The 16,906-nt window shown below is 66.1% G+C and carries 18 protein-coding genes; 6 read left to right on the forward strand and 12 right to left on the reverse strand.

Annotated elements, in window-relative coordinates; genetic code table 11:
* Positions 1-84: 84 nt before the first annotated feature.
* Positions 85-924, forward strand: coding sequence for a BtpA/SgcQ family protein (locus tag LDH66_RS20845; protein WP_226483004.1), 840 nt, complete (start codon positions 85-87; stop codon positions 922-924).
* Between the two features lie 14 nt (positions 925-938).
* Here LDH66_RS20845 and LDH66_RS20850 read toward each other — a convergent pair whose 3' ends face one another.
* The 4 genes from LDH66_RS20850 to LDH66_RS20865 form a co-directional block, all read right to left on the reverse strand.
* Entirely contained in the window at positions 939-2,177 is a 1,239-nt protein-coding gene (locus LDH66_RS20850; protein ID WP_226483005.1) for a tripartite tricarboxylate transporter permease, read from the reverse strand.
* A 161-nt stretch (positions 2,178-2,338) separates the two neighbouring features.
* Positions 2,339-2,689 (reverse strand): 50S ribosomal protein P1, encoded by a 351-nt coding sequence (rpl12p, locus tag LDH66_RS20855; protein ID WP_226483006.1) that lies wholly within the window; start codon positions 2,687-2,689, stop codon positions 2,339-2,341.
* Positions 2,690-2,707: 18 nt separating this feature from the next.
* On the reverse strand, positions 2,708-3,748 hold the full coding sequence (locus tag LDH66_RS20860) for a 50S ribosomal protein L10 (RefSeq protein ID WP_226483007.1): 1,041 nt from the start codon (positions 3,746-3,748) through the stop codon (positions 2,708-2,710).
* A gap of 1 nt (position 3,749) precedes the next feature.
* The gene (locus LDH66_RS20865) at positions 3,750-4,382 is read right to left on the reverse strand and encodes a 50S ribosomal protein L1 (protein ID WP_226483008.1); all 633 of its coding nucleotides are present in this window, start codon (positions 4,380-4,382) and stop codon (positions 3,750-3,752) included.
* 306 nt (positions 4,383-4,688) lie between these two features.
* Here LDH66_RS20865 and LDH66_RS20870 point away from each other — a divergent pair, with 306 nt between their 5' ends.
* Complete coding sequence (locus tag LDH66_RS20870; RefSeq protein ID WP_425492984.1) at positions 4,689-5,273, forward strand: DUF8173 domain-containing protein; 585 nt, start codon at positions 4,689-4,691, stop codon at positions 5,271-5,273.
* Positions 5,274-5,501: 228 nt separating this feature from the next.
* Here the strand turns inward: LDH66_RS20870 and LDH66_RS20875 are convergent, their stop codons facing one another.
* The 4 genes from LDH66_RS20875 to LDH66_RS20890 form a co-directional block, all read right to left on the reverse strand.
* Entirely contained in the window at positions 5,502-5,990 is a 489-nt protein-coding gene (locus tag LDH66_RS20875) for a 50S ribosomal protein L11 (RefSeq protein ID WP_226483010.1), read from the reverse strand.
* A 95-nt stretch (positions 5,991-6,085) separates the two neighbouring features.
* The gene (cutA, locus tag LDH66_RS20880) at positions 6,086-6,388 is read right to left on the reverse strand and encodes a divalent-cation tolerance protein CutA (protein ID WP_226483011.1); all 303 of its coding nucleotides are present in this window, start codon (positions 6,386-6,388) and stop codon (positions 6,086-6,088) included.
* Positions 6,389-6,455: 67 nt separating this feature from the next.
* Positions 6,456-6,641: an HEWD family protein gene (locus LDH66_RS20885; protein ID WP_226483012.1), complete on the reverse strand. Its 186-nt coding sequence runs from the start codon at positions 6,639-6,641 to the stop codon at positions 6,456-6,458.
* A 135-nt stretch (positions 6,642-6,776) separates the two neighbouring features.
* Positions 6,777-8,288 (reverse strand): phosphoenolpyruvate carboxykinase (ATP), encoded by a 1,512-nt coding sequence (locus LDH66_RS20890; RefSeq protein WP_226483013.1) that lies wholly within the window; start codon positions 8,286-8,288, stop codon positions 6,777-6,779.
* 361 nt (positions 8,289-8,649) lie between these two features.
* Here LDH66_RS20890 and LDH66_RS20895 point away from each other — a divergent pair, with 361 nt between their 5' ends.
* The gene (locus LDH66_RS20895) at positions 8,650-11,868 is read left to right on the forward strand and encodes a disk-shape morphogenesis protein volactin (RefSeq protein WP_226483014.1); all 3,219 of its coding nucleotides are present in this window, start codon (positions 8,650-8,652) and stop codon (positions 11,866-11,868) included.
* Between the two features lie 90 nt (positions 11,869-11,958).
* On the opposite strand, the gene LDH66_RS20900 is transcribed toward LDH66_RS20895, so the two are convergent.
* Together LDH66_RS20900 and LDH66_RS20905 are read right to left on the reverse strand one after the other, a co-directional pair.
* Positions 11,959-12,090 (reverse strand): rubrerythrin-like domain-containing protein, encoded by a 132-nt coding sequence (locus LDH66_RS20900; protein WP_226483015.1) that lies wholly within the window; start codon positions 12,088-12,090, stop codon positions 11,959-11,961.
* A 133-nt stretch (positions 12,091-12,223) separates the two neighbouring features.
* A complete protein-coding gene (locus LDH66_RS20905; RefSeq protein ID WP_226483016.1) occupies positions 12,224-13,450 on the reverse strand; it encodes an MFS transporter in 1,227 nt (408 codons plus the stop codon).
* Between the two features lie 178 nt (positions 13,451-13,628).
* On the opposite strand from LDH66_RS20905, the gene LDH66_RS20910 reads away from it, so the two are divergent.
* From LDH66_RS20910 to LDH66_RS20920, 3 genes are all read left to right on the forward strand, one after another.
* Positions 13,629-13,811 carry a DUF7501 family protein gene (locus LDH66_RS20910; RefSeq protein ID WP_226483017.1) on the forward strand — a complete coding sequence of 61 codons (183 nt, stop codon included), beginning with the start codon at positions 13,629-13,631 and terminating at the stop codon, positions 13,809-13,811.
* Positions 13,812-14,023: 212 nt separating this feature from the next.
* Positions 14,024-14,626, forward strand: a complete 603-nt coding sequence (locus LDH66_RS20915; RefSeq protein ID WP_226483018.1) for a class I SAM-dependent methyltransferase — start codon at positions 14,024-14,026, stop codon at positions 14,624-14,626.
* Between the two features lie 121 nt (positions 14,627-14,747).
* Positions 14,748-14,888, forward strand: a complete 141-nt coding sequence (locus LDH66_RS20920; protein WP_226483019.1) for a rubrerythrin-like domain-containing protein — start codon at positions 14,748-14,750, stop codon at positions 14,886-14,888.
* 133 nt (positions 14,889-15,021) lie between these two features.
* Here LDH66_RS20920 and LDH66_RS20925 read toward each other — a convergent pair whose 3' ends face one another.
* Together LDH66_RS20925 and LDH66_RS20930 are read right to left on the reverse strand one after the other, a co-directional pair.
* Positions 15,022-15,492 (reverse strand): DUF7992 family protein, encoded by a 471-nt coding sequence (locus tag LDH66_RS20925; protein WP_226483020.1) that lies wholly within the window; start codon positions 15,490-15,492, stop codon positions 15,022-15,024.
* Positions 15,493-15,552: 60 nt separating this feature from the next.
* On the reverse strand, positions 15,553-16,815 hold the full coding sequence (locus tag LDH66_RS20930; protein WP_226483021.1) for a M20 family metallopeptidase: 1,263 nt from the start codon (positions 16,813-16,815) through the stop codon (positions 15,553-15,555).
* Between the last annotated feature and the right edge of the window lie 91 nt (positions 16,816-16,906).

Below are 16,906 nucleotides of genomic sequence, written 5' to 3' on the forward strand. Positions count from 1 at the left end.
CGGATCGCGGACGACCGACACGAACGCCGTCCGCCGGCGAGCGTCTCCACAGCCACTTATCCCGCTCGCTACCCCAGCACCGATATGGTATCGGGCACGCCCCTCCGGACGCGATTCGACGCCGATCACCCCGTTGTCGGCATGGTACACCTCCCGCCGCTCCCCGGCACACCGGATTTCGACGGCGATCGCGACGCCGTCCGAACCCGCGCGCTCGAGGACGCCACCCGGCTCGAGGCGGGCGGCGTCGACGGGATCGTCCTCGAGAACTTCGGCGACGCGCCGTTCCATCCCGACGACGTACCGAAACACGTCGTCGCGTCGATGACTGCCGTCGCGACGGCCCTGACGGACGCCGTCGACGTGCCGGTCGGGATCAACGTGCTCCGAAACGACGCCCGGGCCGCGATGTCGATCGCCGCGGCCGTCGACGCCGACTTCGTCCGGGTCAACGTCCACGTCGGCACTGCGGCGACCGATCAGGGGATCATCGAGGGCCGGGCCCACGAGACCCTCCGGCTTCGCGACCGGCTCGCCGCCGACGTCGCGATCCTCGCGGACGTCCACGTCAAACACGCGACCCCCATCGGCGAACGGGAGATCGAGCGCGCGGCCCTCGAGACGGTCGAGCGCGGCGGAGCCGACGGCGTCGTCGTTTCCGGCCCCGGGACGGGCGTCGAAACGTCGCTCGCGGACGTCGAGCGCGTCACCGATGCGCTCGCCGATCGGGGACACGATGAGACGCCGGTGTTCGTCGGCAGCGGCGTGACGAGCGAGACGATCGGCGACTGTCTCGAGACGGGTGCGGACGGCGTCATCGTCGGTACCGCACTCAAAACGGACGGCGTAACGACGAACCCCGTCTCGGAAGCGCGGGTCGAGGAACTCGTGACCGCGGCTCGAGCGGCGGGCTCGAGCGACTGAGGACGCGAGAGTCGTCAGAGCCCGAGCATCAACGGTCCGATCAGTACTCCCATCAGGTGGACGCGTCGGCACCGCAATCGAACCGGAACCAGTCCGATAGCGGTCGCGACGGCGAAGATCGCGATGCCGACCGGCCCGGTGAACAGATACGAGAGGGCGAGCAGCACCGCGAGGACGGCGACCGAAATCTTCCAGTAGGGCAGCCGGCCGACCAGCTCGAGGTAGGCGTCACCGACGACGATCACGAACGCGAACCCGAGCAGTCCCGCGAGGACGACGCCGGCGAGCAGGATCGGTAACTCGAGCGGCGCGGCCGTGCCCTCGAACGCGACTAACACGCCGGTCCGGGGCTGGCCGATGGCGACCAGCGCGAAGAGCGCGAAGATGGTATTCGACGTGTCGACGCCGCTGGTGGCGACGATGTAGCCGCGGTCGCTGGCATCGCCCGGGACGAGCGCCAGCACCGCGACGGCGGCGATCGCCGCCGTGATACCGGGTAGGTAGCCGACGACGGCTCCCGCGAGCGCGCCGGCGACGGCGGTAACGCCGACGAACGGTCGCGAGGCTCGTATGCCCTCGCCCGCCTGTCGCGGAATGCCGCTGCCACGGATCGCATCGATCAACACCGGCGCGCCGAAGAGCCCGGCGAAGAGGGGCGCGAGCGTGCCGCCCGCCTCGAGCGGGGCGTCCGCAGTGATATCCAACGTGAGTGCGCCGAGGCCGGTCGCGAGCGCGAACGAGAGTAGCCCGCCGAACCGGCCGCGCCACGTCGGTTCCGACGCGATCAGTGCGACCGCGACCATCGCGAGGACGAGCGAGAGGTGGGCCCGGATCGTCGGATACGCGGCCGTCACGGCCCAGGTGACGGGGACGGCGAGCGGAACCGCCGCGATCACGGCGAGGACGCTGCCGAGCGCGGAGAGTCGGATCGCCTCGTAGCCCCGCCCTTCGAGGACCATCCGATGGCCAGGCAGTGCGGTGACGGCCATCTCCGCGTCGGGGACCCCGAGCGCCATCGCCGGGACGGCGTTGCAGAAGGTGTGGACGACGCCGGCCGCGAGCATTGCACAGCCGACGAACAGCGGCGACCCGGGAACCGACGGCACGACGCCGGCCAGCAGGAACGCGAAGTTGTTGGCGTGGAGTCCGGGAACGAGCCCGCTACAACACCCCAGCAGCGAGCCGGCGACCACCCACGCGAGCAACTGGAGCGTGAGTGCCGGCTCGGTGACGACCTCGACTGGGGCGGGCATCGCCGACTCTGGCCGCGTCCTCGTTTATAGTGTCTCGGCTCAGCGGGGCACTGCTCGAGTCGCGAACCGCCGCGTCCGAGCAGGCGGCGTCGCCACTCGCCGTCCAGCATCGAGAAAAAATCGGGGTTGACAACTCGTCGAAACCGGATCGACGGGACGCGTTATCCGAAGAGTTCGCCGAGACCCTCGCCGTCGGCCTCGTCGTCCTCGTCGTCGTCCTCGTCCGTCGTGTCCGGCACGTCGCTGGTCTCCTCGGCTTCTTCTTCGTCGCCGCCTTCGTCGGCAGCGGCCTCGCCACCCGCGGCACCGCCTGCGGCGGCCCCACCAGCGGGGACGGCAGCGGCCTCGGAGACTGCCTCGTCGATGTCGACGTCCTCGAGTGCGGCGACGAGCGCCTTCACGCGAGACTCTTCGACGTCGACGCCGGCAGCGTCGAGCACGTTCGTCAGGTTGTCTTCGTTGATCTCTTCGCCCGATTCGTTCAGGATGAGTGCAGCGTATACGTATTCCATTGTTGGATCCTCCGTTACTTAACCGAACATCTCGCCGAGACCTGCTGCGCCGTCGCCGTCGTCTTCGTCGTCATCGTCGGCGTCGGCGTCTTCGGTCTCGGCCTCGTCTTCAGTCTGGTCGTCTGCCGATTCGTCTTCGTCGTCGGCCGCCGCCGGTTCGGCGGGGGCCTCGACGTCCTGAAGTTCGTCAGGAAGCGCCTCCTCGTCGTCGATCTGGCCCGCGAGCGCACGCAGCTGTGCGTCGGCCTTGCTGACGAGGTCGGGCATCAGGTCTTCGTCCTCGATGGCGGCCTGCAGGCCGAGGCTCTTGGCCTCGCCCGTGGCCTTGGCGATGAGCGTCGGAGCCGTCGACGCGGTCGGGAAGCTCGCGTTGAGCGCGAGGTTCCGAGCGCGGGCGGCGGCCGTCGACACGTCGCTCCGGTAGGCCTCGACGTCGATGTCGAGGTCCTCGGGGTCGAAGAGCACGCCCTCGGCGATGACGGCGCGCAGGTCGAGACCGACCTCCTTGGGCTCGATACCGAGCTCGTTGAGGACGTTCGCCAGGTCGGCGGAGACTTCCTCGCCGGCCTCGAGGACCGTCGAGTCCTCCATGACCTGGATCGACCCTTCTTCGATGCGCGCGTTCGCGCCGATACCCTGAAGTTCGCCGACGAACGGCCCCGGATCGACACCGGTGTCCCCTTCGGGGATCACGATGTCGTTCGGAGCGATTTCGCCCTCGTTGATCGGCGCGGGCGTCTTCGACGCCTCGAGTTCCTTGTACAGCGAGAACGGGTTCTCGTCGGTCGCGATGATCCCGACCTGTCCACCGATGTGCTCGACGAGGTCGCCGAGTCCGGCGTCCTCGAGCGCGCGCGTCTGCAGGGTGTTGCGGCTGACGCGCAACACGGCAGTACCGTACAGGTCGCGGCGCATGTCTTGGAGCTGCTTCGAGGGAATGCCGGCGATACCGACGACGCCGACGCTCTCGTACTCGTCGATGATTTGTGCGAGGTCGTCGACTTCCTCTTTCTTCCACTGGGGAAGGTTCTCGGTTTTGCGTTCAGCCTGTGCGCTCATTCTAGGCCACCTCCACGGACGGGCCCATCGTCGTCTTCACGTAGACGGCGTCGATGTTCTGGGGCCCCTTCTCGAGGTCTGCGTGCAGGCGACGCAGGATGACGTCGATGTTGTCGCCGACGTCCTCGGCGTCCATCTCTTCCGACCCGACGAGCGTGTGGAACGTTCGTCGGTCGCCGGAGCGAAGCTGCACGGTGTTTTTGAGCCGGTTGACGGTTTCGACGACGTCGTCGTCGGGCGCGAGCGGGTCCGGCATCTTCCCTCGGGGACCGAGAATGGTACCCAGGTGCCGGGCGATGTCTTGCATCATCGCCTCTTCGGCGATGAAGAAGTCCGTCTCGTCGGCCATGTCTTTGGCGTCGTCGTCGTCCAGGTCGGCTACGTCGTCCACCGAAAGGACCTCGTCCGCCGCCTCTTCGGCGCGGACTGCGGTCTCTCCTTCGGCGATGACGACGATCCGAGTCTCCTGGCCGGTTCCGGCCGGCAGGACGATCGACTCGTCAACGCGGTTCGACGGTTCGTTTAGGTCTAAGTCGCGCAGATTGATCGCGAGGTCTACCGTCTCGGTAAAGTTCCGGTCGGGCGAATCCTCGAGTGCGCGCGCTACTGCTGTTTCAATATCCGAATCTGCCATCGTTCACCTCCGTAGTACGCAGGACTGCTCCTACGGGTCAGTGAAACAGGCGATGCCTGTCTCCCTTGGACCGAGGGTCATGCCGAACTTAAACCCGTCGAACTGCCAGTACGCTCGTCTCGCGGCAGATCTCGCCGACTCATCCACCCACGACGGTACTGTCAGCGAGCACGGCCGTTCCACGCGGACGCGTTCGTTCCCTCACATTTCATTATAGTAATTTATTATTCACACTCACAATAACCGAAAACTCTATTATGCGTGCTACTGTAGCATGCATCCATGTGGCCAGTAGACTTATATAATATGATTGGTCCGTCGGGGATCGAGTCGGTCGCTGTGCTGACACCGTTCGGCGGTGAACTCGAGGCGTATCGATCGTTCGAACCGATCGTTCGAGTGGGGATTCAGTTTGCTGCGACCGCCCTCGTGTCGATGATCGTGCTCGGTTTGGCTCAGACCTACAGTAGACAGGCGGTGTCGAAATCGCGCCAGAGCCCCGTCATCTCGCTTTGCGTCGGGCTCCCGAGCCTCCTCGTCGTCGGTGGGCTCGCGAGCACGGGATATCTCATCGTCGATACGGACATCGGGATATTCTTCGGGATTCCGATGGTGATACTCGGCGCGGTCGTCCTCCCGGCGGCGACGGCGATCGGCTGCATCGCGACCGGACGCACCGTCGCTTCGCGACTCGGTGACAGTCGGCTCGTGACCGGACTGCTCGTCGGAGCGCTCGCGTGCGGGGTTGCCGGGTTGTCGCTTCCGGCCACCGCCGCCCTTCTCGGACTCGCCGGTGCGCTCGGTATCGGAGCGAGTATCCGAGTCCTGTTCGGAACGGCCGGGACGACGCGCCCGGGCGATCGAACCGTCCCGCCCGCGAACAAAGTATAGGAAGCTGCCCACGATCGTTCCCCGCGACGGACCGAACTCGGCTCGACGGTCCATTTCGTTCTCTCCGCTCCGCCGGTCATCGAACTCGAGAGACAGCGACGCCGAACGGTCGAGACGGTACTGAACAGATCCGTCGGAAGCCGAATGGCCGTCGACACCCGCCTCGAGCAGGCGTGGCTGACGCTAGCGTCGGTCTGCGAGAACGAAGAAGTACTCGCTGCGCCGTATTCAGGCGCTCGCTTCGCCGGCCAGCACGTCGTCGTACTCGCCGTCGTCGACTCGCTGCTTGAACTCTCGGGCGTCGTTGCCCTCGATGGTGACGCCCATCGAGGCACAGGTACCGACGACTTCCTTCGCGGCGTTGATCGTATCGTAGGAGAGCAGGTCGGGGTGTTTCTGCTCGGCGATTTTCTTGACCTGATCGACGGAGAGATCGGCGACGAACTCCTTCTGGGGCTCGCCGCTGCCGGTCTCGAAGTCGGCTTCGTCTTTGATCAGTGCCGCCGTCGGCGGGACACCGACGTCGATCTCGAAGGAGCCGTCCTCCTCGTAGTCGACGGTGACGGGAACTTCGGTCCCGTCGAACGCTTCGGTCTGATCGTTGATCTCCTGTACGACGGCCTGCACGTCGACGGGGGTCGGTCCGAGCTCGGGACCGAGTGGTGGGCCAGGATTGGCCTGGCCACCCGGAACGAGCACTTCGATGGTTCCAGCCATACCCGTGATAACCCGTGCGCGAGTTTTAAGGGTTGCTAATTCGGGTAGTCATCGTCTGTGACCGTCTGACGTGGATTACTCGTGGCGGTCGCTCCCTACTCGACGCACTCTGATCGCCACTCAGCGAACGACTCGAGGAGATCGGTCTCGTCGAAGCGCTCGATACAGGGGACGTCGTACGGATGCAGCGTTCGGACGCGGTCGACTAATTCGTCGTACGCGTCGTCGGTGGTCTTCGCGAGCAACACGGCCTCGTCGTCGCGGTGAATCTCATCCTCCCAGCGATAGGTCGAGGTCGTCGACAGCCGGTTGACACACGCGGCGAGTCGCTCTTCGACCAGCGTTTCGGCGATTTCGTCGGCCGCGTCGGGCGGCGCTGTCATGTAGACGGTCGGCATGAGAGCCGCTACGCTCGAGTCGGGGAAAAGAGTAATTTCTCTTCGGCGACCGGTCGGCGACGGCGAGTCAGCTGTCGTCGACCGGTGTGAACGTCCCGGTGATGTCCCACTCGTGGATGCAGTGTGGATTGCCGACCTGTTTCTCGCCGTCGTCGCGGGCGATCTGCCAGGCCTCGAGGTTTTCGTCCCACTGTTCGCCTCGACCGCACGCTTCACAGATTCTCGCGGTCGGTTTTCGTACCTGTGCGCTCATTATCGAACCGTGAGAACTCGACACATATAATGGTATTCGTGTGCGGCGAGTGCCGCCCCGCTGCCGGGGGATCTCGACTTATCTGAAAAACCGGGGGCGATCGGTCGCGCTCCGAGAGGGAACGGAGAGCGGCGATCAGTAGACGGCGTCTCTGATCTCCTCGCGGAGGTCGTCGAACTGCGACAAGTATTCGCGACGGTCGGCGCGTAGTTCCGCGAGCGCCTCGTCGTAGTCGTCGACGTGGTCCGGCACGTAGTAGTCGTCGACGTCGAGTCCCGGGACGGAGTCGGGGATCGTCAGCCCCATCCGTTCGTCGTGGCTCCACTCGATGGTCCCGCGGGCGGCCTCGGTGAGGATCGTCACGGATTCGGTGACGCCGATGTCTTTCGACTCGTCGCCGAGATAGCCCGTGTTGATGATGTAACAGTCGGCTTCGAGGAGGTCGATGAGTTCGTGGAAGATGTTCCCCTCCTCGCCTTCGGAGCCGATGATGAAGGGGTTCGTTCCGACGACGCGGATCGACTCGCCGGCTCGCGACGGGTCGCCCGCGCTGGTCTCGATCGACTCGCCGAGCATGAAGGCGACGGCGGCCTGCTCCTCGTCGAGTTTGGCGACCGGGGGCATCAGGGGGTTCCGGGTGATGAAGAAGACCTGATCCATGCTGCCGAGATCGATCTCCTCGTCGGCGCTCTCGAGTTCGTCGCGCTGGATGATGGCTCGAGAGTTCGACGTATAGCGGTCCTCGTCGAAGTGGACGGTGCCGTCCTCGTCGACCGCGACGTTCTCGAGGATCGCCGATTCGGTGGTCGCGGCCTCGTAGAGTTCCGGCTGCTCGTCTTCGCCGAGGCCGATCGTCTTGATGAACAGTCCCTCGCCCTCGCTGCCGGCGACGGAGCCGTCCGAGAGGAGGCCACAGACGTCGTCCTGCAGCATGGACGCGTCCTCCGGGTCCTCGAGCCAGCAGCCGTGAGAGGTCAGCGTGGACTTGCCGGTCGCGGAGAGGCCCATGAACACCTGGCCGACGGTCCGTAGCTCGCCGTCAGCGTCGCGGACGCGGACGCGCTTGCTGCCCGCGTGGAGTCCGAGACCGCCCTGCTGCTTGATGCGGTACATGTACAGCCGGAGGAACGACTTCTTGGCTTCGCCGATGTAGTCCGTGCCGAGGACGGTCGTCACGCCGATGTTGGGACGGACTCGAATCTCGGTCTCGTCGTAATCGGGCAGGTGGACGGTGTAGAGATCGGGATCACGTCCGTCGGTCGGCTCGAACAGGCTCGCCCACGCGTACGCGATCCGAGCGTGCTCGACGGGGACGAACAGGCGACAACAGAAGGTCGCGTCCGGGTGACGGCCCATCAGTCGATCGACGCAGAGCATCTCACGGTCGCTCGTGAGACCGATCGCGTCGTCGACGAGTTCGTGATCCCGATCGGTGAACTCGTCGTCGACAGCGTTTTTCGTCCGATCGGCGCTCCGCGAGCGGACCTCACTGACGTACGACGCCGATCCGAACTCGGTCGTCGTCTCGTCGGGCTCGGCGAGTTCGCGCAGTTCCTCGAGCGACAGATCGTACCGGACGTTCGACGCTGTAGTCGGATCCGGAAGCTGTCGGACCAGTGGACGGGACTCCGTCCCGGTTTCAGACATATACGTAACACACCACTGTCCTGACTGATAAACATGGAGGATTATGATCGCTGTATGGTACGACTCCCCAGACCTATATCGGAGTCCGGCATTTCGAACCCCTGTATCTGCTATGAGAAACGGTTTCATTCTCACGCGAGAAATAGTCTCTTATCTGGTAGGTGTAAACAAGAACTCGAGTAAGAAATAATTTTGATCGGCCCCGAATATCGGGCGTACGGACGTGATCGCGATCGGAACACGGCTCACTTGACGGTGGGCCACTGCAGCCGAGCGAACGCGAGGCGACGACGCCGAGCCGATTTTCACATCTGGTACTGCGGGGCAAACTTCCAATAGGGTCGTTCGAGTCACCGGGGGCATGGATTACGGTCTCGATATCGGACCGGAGGCGATCCGGGCCGTCACCGACGCAGGCGACGGGCCGACGATCGACGCGGTCCCGCCGGTGGTGGTACCGGTCGACGCCGCCGCATTCGACACGGTGGGACTCTCGGAGGGGAAAACGACGATAGACGTGGACGGCGAGACGTACGCGATCGGCGCGACCGCTCGGGTGGCCGCCGACGCCGCGGACGAGAGACCGCAGCCCCTGTTCGCGAACGGCGTCCTCGCGACGGACGCGACGGCGTACGCACGGCCCGCGTTGGATGCGCTCATCGACGACGTCGTGGCCGACGCGACGGACGGTCGGCTCTGTTATACGACGCCGGGACCGCTCGTCGACGCGGCGGCGCCGACCGACGCGCACCGCGAGGCAGTCGAGTCGATTCTGGCCGACCGCGGACTCGACGCGACGCCGATCAGCACGGGATTCGCCGTCGTCTACGACCAACTGGCGGCCGACAACTACACCGGACTCGGCATCTGTATGGGGAGGCAGACGACGAGCGTCGCGCTCGCGTACTACGGCGTCCCGGCGATAGCCGTCTCGCTCGCCACGGGCCGCGAGTGGATCGTCGACCGGGTAGCCGACGAAACCGGTCGCGAACCGGCGCGGGTCGCCGACGTCCTCGAGGGGTTCACGCTCGACCCCGACACGGCGGCGGGCGAGATCGAGAGCGCTCTCGCTCGGGCCTACGACGCCCTGCTAGCCGAGGTGATCGAGGCGATCCGAGACGCGGCCAACGAGAGCGACGTCCAGCAGGGGGTGTCCGTTCCGATCGCGGTCGCCGGCGAGGCCGCCATCGACGGCGTCGAGTTCCTGATCGGCGGCCGATTCGACGCGGCGACGCTCCCGTTCTCTGTCCGCGGCGTCCGACTCGCGGACGACCCCGCTGCGAGCGCCGCTCGAGGCGCGTTCGCGGCGGCCAGGGACGAGGTCGAGGCCCACGAGGCGGTCACCTGGTCCGCCTCCGCCGCTCCCGGCGAGGACACCGGCGACTCCTCGAGCGAGAACGAGGCGTCCGCGGCGAGCGAGGCGACCGAACTCGCGTTCGACGACGACGCAGCGACCCGCGGAGATGCCGAGCGCACCGACGACGCGATCGATCAGCTGTTCGACCGGCTCGCGAACCGCGACGCCGAGATCGAGTCCGTCCGCGAGGACCTCGAGACACTGTTCGAAGACCTCGAGTACATCGAGGAACGCGCGGCCGCGGCCGAAACCGTCGACGAGATCGACGACCGCCTCGAGTCGTTCGCCGACGATCTGGCGGATATCGAGGATGAAAGCGAGACGCACGCAAGCGACGACGACGTGACGGAGCTCGAGGACGACGTCGAGAGCGTCGACGACGACCTCGAGGGCCTCGCGGACGACCTCGCTTCGGTCGAAGCGACCGCGGCCGACGAACGAGCCGCCCTCGACGAGCGACTCGCCGAGCTGGCGGCCGACCTCGAGACTGCCGCGGATCGGACGGAGTCGCTGGATGACGCTCTCGACGCCGTCCGGGCCGACCTGGACGATCTCGAAGCGACCGCGGCGACCGAAGCGGCGCTCGAGGCGGTCGAGGAACGCGTCTCGGGACTGACCGACGAGTTCGAGGCTCTCGAGGCGGACGTCGACCGCGCTGGAACGCGAATCGAGGGCGTCGCGGGACGGCTCGAGGAACTGAGCACGCGGATCGACGGCGTGTCGGGGCGACTCGAGGAGCGCTCCGAACGAACCGACGCGCGCTTCGAGGCGATCGACTCGACGCTCGACGAGGAGATCGCAGCCGTCGACGACGAACTGGATGCCCTCCGGGAGCGGGTGGACGATCGCACCGCAGCGCTCGATGCCGATCTCGAGACCGTCCGGGACGCGATCGACGACATAGAGGAGACGGCGGCGGACGCCGAGCGAGTCGACGCCGTCGCGGACGGGCTGTCGACGCTCGAGACGGCGGTCGACGACCTCGGTGAGACGATGTCGGACGCGACGGACGCGCTCGCCGACCTCGAAACGCGGGCGGCCGGCCGGGGAACAGTAGCGGACCTCGCGAGCGATCTCGAAACCGTCGATGCGGACCTCGAAACGCTCGATTCAGAGCTCCGATCGCTCGAGGACGCACTCGATCGGCGGATCGACGACGCGGTCTCGACGCTCGACGCCCGGATCGCGGACGCGACTGACGGGATCGAGGAGGATCTCGCAGCGCTCGAGAACGCCGTCGAGCGGCTCGACGACGAGACAGTGCCGGAAGACGACGTCGCCCAGTTGCGCGAGTCCCTCGCCGACGCGACCGACGAGATCGAGTCGGTGACGGCGGACGTCGACGCCATCGCGACGGACCTCGCGGCCGTCGAGGACCGGATCGACGACCTCGACGACGAACTCGAGGACCGAGTGAACGAGGTTCGGACGAGTCTCGAAGCGCAGGTGAGCGACGTTCGAACGACGGTTACCGACCGAGTCGACGACGTAGAGGCGACGGTCGACGATCGAGCGGCCGAGATTCGGGCGACGCTCGAGGACGACGTCGCGGCGCTGCGGACCGACCTCGAGGACGAGATCGAGTCGCTCGCCGAGACGCTCTCGGCGATCGACGATCGAACCGATGCCACCGAAGAGCGATTGGACGCTCACGAAACCCGTTTCGAGGACCTCTCGTCGGCGCTCGAGGACGATATTTCCGCGGTCGACGACCGCCTCGAGTCGCTCCGGTCGGATCACGACGATCTCGCTCGGGCCGTTGAGTCGGAGCCCGACGAATCGGCGGTAGCGGAGCTCGACGGCGACGTGCAGGCACTCGACGGTGACGTCCAGAGGCTCGATAGCGATGTCGGGACGTTGGAGACAGACGTCCGGTCTCTCGACGACGAATTCGACGCCGTCGACGAGCGGCTGACGACGGTTTCCGACCGGCTTTCGGGGCTCGGAGAACGGGTCGAGGCGATCGAGACGCGAACCGAAGACGTCGAGACTCGCGCGGACCGGACTGAAGCGATCGAGTCGCTTCGAGCGGACCTCGAGGACGTCCGGGCTGAGACGACCGCAGCACCGGCTCTTTCGTCGGCGGTCGTCGCCGGCGGTGGGGGTGCGGGGGTCGTCGCCGGCGGCGTGACCGCGATCGCGGGCGAGACGACGGTCGGTGGCGGCGCAGTCGTCGTCGGACTGGTGTTGATCGCGGTCGCGATGGTGCTCGCCCGCACGTGATCCGATGCCGATGGCTGCTGGCTCGAACCCTCGTGAAACGGCGGCACCGCTGGAGGAAACCAACACTGTCCCGACCGACGCTGGACGCGGTCAGTCGTGGATCAACTCGACGTTTCGCATCTCGCCCCCGCACTGTTGACAGGTGCTGAGGAGTGCGTCCCCGACCGTCTCCCGCCGGCCACACTGGACGCAGACGTATTCGCGTTGCTCCTCGAGTGCCATAGTGTACCATACGCAGAAAGGCATGTTAACTCTTTTCACAGTAGCTGTCCCGCAGGCGGTCCGGCGAGCGTCACGAGTACGGGTTTCGGCGCTGGCGTGGACAGTTGGCGATAGTGCTCGGATCGCGAACCGATCAGGACCGCTCGAAGACCCAGAGCAGACAGCCGAGTAGCGTGGCACCGACGACCGCCGAGGCGAGCAGCCAGAACGCGGCCCGGAAGCCGGCGGTCTCCGAGAGGGTTCCGACGACCGCGGGCGAGATCGCGCCGGCACCCATCAACAGCGTTCGAACGACGCCCAGTCCGCCGCCGGCGACGTCGTCCGGAATGGCCGACATCAGGTACGCGCCCCTGACCGGTCGGAAGCCGTGCGAGCCGAGGCCGACGGCGACGAGCAATCCGCCGAGCAGGATCGGATCGCTCGTTCCGGTCAGCGAGACGAATGCCACCAGCGCGACCGAGGCGAGGCCGAGCGTCGCGACGATGATCGGCAATCGGCCGACCCGATCGCTGAGGTTCCCGGTCACCAACTGCACCAGACTCGCGAGGAAGAGCCCGCTGTAGAGCAGGCTCGCGGTCGCCGCCGTGAGCCCCGCCTCCGCGGTGAGGTATCGAGGTGCGAACGCGACCAGCCCGTTGTAGGTAAAGGAGAACAGGACCGTCAGCAGGGCGAACGTCGAGAACCGCCAGTCGCGAAAGAGCGACGCGTACTGCGCGATCTCGCCGCCGCGATCGATCGGGTTCGTGTCGATGCCGCTCGATTCGCCCGGCAGTCGCTTCGGGACCCGAACCCGGAACGCCGCCGCGAGCGCCAGCCCGACGAGGCCGGCACCCAGAAAAACCAGCCGCCAGCTCGAGATCGGACCGAGCGCCAGCGACGCGACCCCGACGGCGGCGGCGGGCGCGACGACGCCGCTGAGCGCACCGAACGTGTCCAGCACGCCGAGCGCTCGCCCCGTCCGGGCCGGATAGGCTCGAGCGAGGAGCCGGACGGCGACGGTCTTGTGCGCGCCGGTTCCGGCTCCGATCACGAGCATCGCGCCGACGAGGACGAGAAACGGCGAGTCGACGACCAGTGCGAGCGCAGCGATGGCCGCGACGAGCGCGCCGGTCGTGATGACGGTCACCGAACCGAGCCGGTCCGCGAGCACGCCGGAGGGAAACTGCATGGCCGCGTAGACGAGCATCAGCCCGGAGAACGCGGTTCCGAGGACGGCATCGGAAACGCCGTAGCTCGACTGAAACGCGTCGAACAGCGGTGGGAAGGCGTATCGGAGGAACTTCGCGAGAAACCAGATCGCGGCCGTCAGTACGAGCGCGTCGTAGCTCGCCAGCCGTCCGGCCGCTCGTCGAACCGACATTCGTTCTCGCCGAGAGTCGCGACCGGACGACGGAGTATCCATCGATCCCGACTGTCGTCCGTCCGGTAGTGAGAAAGGAACTGCTAATTGGGTGAATATGGCATTATATGCCACACTAATTATAATAGATGTTAACGGACGAGTCTTATATGATAGTTCCTGATATACACCGATACCGATGACTGCTATCACGACGACGGAGTGGGCCGACCCGATCACCTGTCCCTTCTGTGGCGACGAACTCTCATCGCCGGGCGCCGGATTCGTCGATCACATCGACGACAACGCCGACTGCGAAGACGGATTCGATCAGTGGCGACGGAACATCGCCGGCGACCTGGCCGGCGAATGGTCCGGCTGACGGTCTCACCTCCTCGAGTCGCGTTTCGGACCGCGAACAGCCCGAGTAGCGCCGAACGACCGGGTCGATGCCATCGTCGATCCGGTTTCCACTCGTAGCACAGCACCGGTCCGTTTCTCCCTGCGGCACAGCACCATTCGATCGACGCGTCCGACTCCGTTCGGTTTCGGTGGGAACGCAACGCCGAAGGCCGGTCGGTCCGGAACGGACGTATGGGATTTCACACGTATCCGGTCGATCGAGCGGACGCCCTCGAGGACCCGTCTCGCTACCGATACTGCTCCCGCGAGGAACTGCTCGCGATGCTCGAGCCGACGGCGGACGGCGTCGTCGCCGACCTCGGCTCCGGAACGGGCTTTTACGCGGACGATGTCGCACCGTTCGTCGACACCCTGTACGCGGTGGACGTCCAGCCCGCGATGCACGATCGGTACCGAGAGAAGGACGTTCCCGAGGCCGTCGAGTTCGTCACGGCCGAAATCTCGTCGCTTCCCTTCGACGACGGGGAACTCGACGGCGCGTACTCCACGATGACCCACCACGAGTACGCGTCGCCGACAGCAGCAGCGGATGCGGAGGGAGCGGAGGCGGACGACGATGCCGACGGTGCCCTCGCGGAACTCGCGCGGGTCCTCCATCCCGGCGGCCGACTGGTCACGGTCGACTGGTCAGCCGACGGCGACTCGGACGCCGGTCCGCCGCTCGAGGAGCGGTTCGATCTCGCGACGGCGACGGCGCGACTCGAGGCCGCCGGCTTCGAGATCGAATTCGCCAGCGGCCGACCGGAGACGTTCGCGATCGTCGCGACTCGATGATCGCGAGGTGATTATTGGACAGACGCCCAGTATTTAAACGGATTTAACCCCTTTTCGTTGTCTATACGCCTTTCTATTAACCCGGCGTAACGCTTTTTCGTGATACAGTGTACCAACCACCATGGTCTACACCGATCCGTACACGCCCGACCGATCGTACTACGAGTGCCGGAACTGCGGCTATCGAGAAGCGACCGACTCGCTGGGCTCCTGTCCGGAATGCGACGGGCAGACACGAAACCTCGCGGTTCCACGGGACTGACTCTCCGGCAGATCATCGCCCAGCAGCCATCGCCTAGCGGACGGTCGACTCGAGTGGAACTCGAGCGACCGACGCGAATCGACGTCCGGCGAGCGAAAGTAGCGACGAGCGCCGCGACGGTCGGTCCGGACCGTTAGTCGAAGTCGGGAAGGTCCTCGGGCGGTTCGTACTCGGCCTCCCAGTCGACGTACTCCTCTTTGAGTGTGACCGAGACGATCTGGCCGAACTCGGTCAGTTCGGCGTTGATCGAGGAGACCGTTCCCCAGGTGTCGAGGTCGGGATGGTACTCTCGGGCCTGCCAGTCCTCCGGAATGCCGGGCGCGTGATAGCCCACCCGATCGGCGAAGTCGTCCCAGAAGAAGTCAAAGCCCGCGAAGAGGTCCAGATCGCGGGCGATCTCGTACTCGCCTTCCTCGAGGTCCGTGTCCGCGCGCCACTCGTCGAAGGCCTCGTCCCAGGCGCCCTCCTCGAGGAACGCCTGTAGCTCCTCGCGGCGGTAGTCGATCTCCTCGGCACCGTCGGCGCTGACGGTCGCGTCCTCGTACTCGTTCGGGTCGACGAACTCCAACTCCGGCGGCTCGGGGGGCTCGACCTCGAGTGTCATGGATGGTCGTAGGTCGGGTTCCCGGATAAGAATTCCCACCTCGCGGCCGGGAAAGCGGTTTCAACCGCCGCGGATCCGATCGATCTCGAACGGGAGTCGCGCGTAGACGAGCGCGTTCCGGCGGAGTTTGTCGACGGTCGTGTACTCGTCGACCGCGTGTGCCGTTCCCGTGCCGGTCGCGAATTCGACGCTCGGGATCCCGTTCTCGCGGAACACTTGTGCGTCACCGCTGCCCGTCGCGAACCGGCGATACAGCGGCGTCGGCACGACGTCGTCGACGACGCGGCTCGTCGCTCGAACGATCGCCGAATCGGGGGCCGTGTACGACCCCGCCTTACACGTGACGTCGACGAGCGTCGCGGCCGCTCGCTCGTCGAGGCAGTCTCGAATCCGCGAAATAATCGCTTCCGAACCGACCGACGGCAATATGCGAACGTCGAGCGTGGCTTCGGCGCTCGCGGGAACGGTATTGACCGCATCACCGCCGTTGAACGTGCCGAGGTTGACGGTCGGCGAGCGAAAGAGGGCCCTCGCCGTTTCCTCGTCGAGGTGGATCGAATAGTACTCGACGCTCTCGGCGAGAATCGACTCGTCGATCCCGTCGGTCGGGACCTCGAACTGCCGAAGCCGTCGCCGACACGTCCGAACCGTCTCGTACAGGCGATCGATCGCGTTCTCGCCGAACATCGGCCTCGAGCCGTGGGCCGCGCGCCCTTCGTATCTGATCGACGGCCAGACGTATCCCCGGTCGCCGACCGCGATCGAGTTGCTATCGCGTCGGCCAGTCGCTTCGCCGACCACACAGGCGTCGGCGCTCAGCCGACCACTCCCCAATCGAGCGGCGAGTCCGACCTCACCGCCGACTTCCTCGTCGCTCACGAGAGCGAACTGGAGCGTGACCGGTGGCTCGGTGTCGGTTTCCGCGTACGCCCTGGCGACCTGGAGCATCGCTCCGATGGCGCCCTTCATATCGGTCGTCCCCCGACCGTACAGCCGGTCGCCGTCGACCTCGCCGAGCGGATCGTACGTCCACTCCGCCTCGCGGAACGGAACCGTATCGAGGTGGCCGTTGTACAGGAGCGTGAACTCGCTGGCACCCGGCATCGTCGCGACGAAGTTCGGTTTCATCGGATCGACGGCGAAGCGCTCACAGTCGCATCCGAGCGATTCGAACTCCTCGGCGAGCCAGTCGGCGAGCGCTCGCGTGTTCCCCGGCGGATTCCGCGTGTCCGCCGCCACGATTCGACGGGTTGTTTCGAGGATCGCTCGGGGATCGTTCTCGAGAGCCGCGCACACCGGACCGGCGGGACCCCGATCGTCCATATCTCTCCGTTCGATCGCAGAACGGCTAAAACCCCGGCATGAGGACGTTCTCCGGAGACGGACGCTGCTCGAGCCGGTCGCTCGGAAACGC

Source organism: Natrinema amylolyticum, from assembly GCF_020515625.1.
Classification (GTDB): Archaea; Halobacteriota; Halobacteria; order Halobacteriales; family Natrialbaceae; genus Natrinema; species Natrinema amylolyticum.

Excerpts from the sequence above, each read along its gene's own strand:
- LDH66_RS20885 (WP_226483012.1), bottom strand. The coding sequence starts at position 6,641 with ATGAGCGCACAGGTACGAAAACCGACCGCGAGAATCTGTGAAGCGTGC.
- LDH66_RS20905 (WP_226483016.1), bottom strand. The coding sequence starts at position 13,450 with ATGTCGGTTCGACGAGCGGCCGGACGGCTGGCGAGCTACGACGCGCTC.
- LDH66_RS20925 (WP_226483020.1), bottom strand. The coding sequence starts at position 15,492 with ATGACACTCGAGGTCGAGCCCCCCGAGCCGCCGGAGTTGGAGTTCGTC.
- LDH66_RS20865 (WP_226483008.1), bottom strand. The coding sequence starts at position 4,382 with ATGGCAGATTCGGATATTGAAACAGCAGTAGCGCGCGCACTCGAGGAT.
- LDH66_RS20860 (WP_226483007.1), bottom strand. The coding sequence starts at position 3,748 with ATGAGCGCACAGGCTGAACGCAAAACCGAGAACCTTCCCCAGTGGAAG.
- LDH66_RS20930 (WP_226483021.1), bottom strand. The coding sequence starts at position 16,815 with ATGGACGATCGGGGTCCCGCCGGTCCGGTGTGCGCGGCTCTCGAGAAC.
- LDH66_RS20920 (WP_226483019.1), top strand. The coding sequence starts at position 14,748 with ATGGTCTACACCGATCCGTACACGCCCGACCGATCGTACTACGAGTGC.
- rpl12p (WP_226483006.1), bottom strand. The coding sequence starts at position 2,689 with ATGGAATACGTATACGCTGCACTCATCCTGAACGAATCGGGCGAAGAG.
- LDH66_RS20870 (WP_425492984.1), top strand. The coding sequence starts at position 4,689 with ATGATTGGTCCGTCGGGGATCGAGTCGGTCGCTGTGCTGACACCGTTC.
- LDH66_RS20910 (WP_226483017.1), top strand. The coding sequence starts at position 13,629 with ATGACTGCTATCACGACGACGGAGTGGGCCGACCCGATCACCTGTCCC.
- LDH66_RS20890 (WP_226483013.1), bottom strand. The coding sequence starts at position 8,288 with ATGTCTGAAACCGGGACGGAGTCCCGTCCACTGGTCCGACAGCTTCCG.
- LDH66_RS20900 (WP_226483015.1), bottom strand. The coding sequence starts at position 12,090 with ATGGCACTCGAGGAGCAACGCGAATACGTCTGCGTCCAGTGTGGCCGG.
- cutA (WP_226483011.1), bottom strand. The coding sequence starts at position 6,388 with ATGCCGACCGTCTACATGACAGCGCCGCCCGACGCGGCCGACGAAATC.
- LDH66_RS20850 (WP_226483005.1), bottom strand. The coding sequence starts at position 2,177 with ATGCCCGCCCCAGTCGAGGTCGTCACCGAGCCGGCACTCACGCTCCAG.
- LDH66_RS20875 (WP_226483010.1), bottom strand. The coding sequence starts at position 5,990 with ATGGCTGGAACCATCGAAGTGCTCGTTCCGGGTGGCCAGGCCAATCCT.
- LDH66_RS20845 (WP_226483004.1), top strand. The coding sequence starts at position 85 with ATGGTATCGGGCACGCCCCTCCGGACGCGATTCGACGCCGATCACCCC.
- LDH66_RS20895 (WP_226483014.1), top strand. The coding sequence starts at position 8,650 with ATGGATTACGGTCTCGATATCGGACCGGAGGCGATCCGGGCCGTCACC.
- LDH66_RS20915 (WP_226483018.1), top strand. The coding sequence starts at position 14,024 with ATGGGATTTCACACGTATCCGGTCGATCGAGCGGACGCCCTCGAGGAC.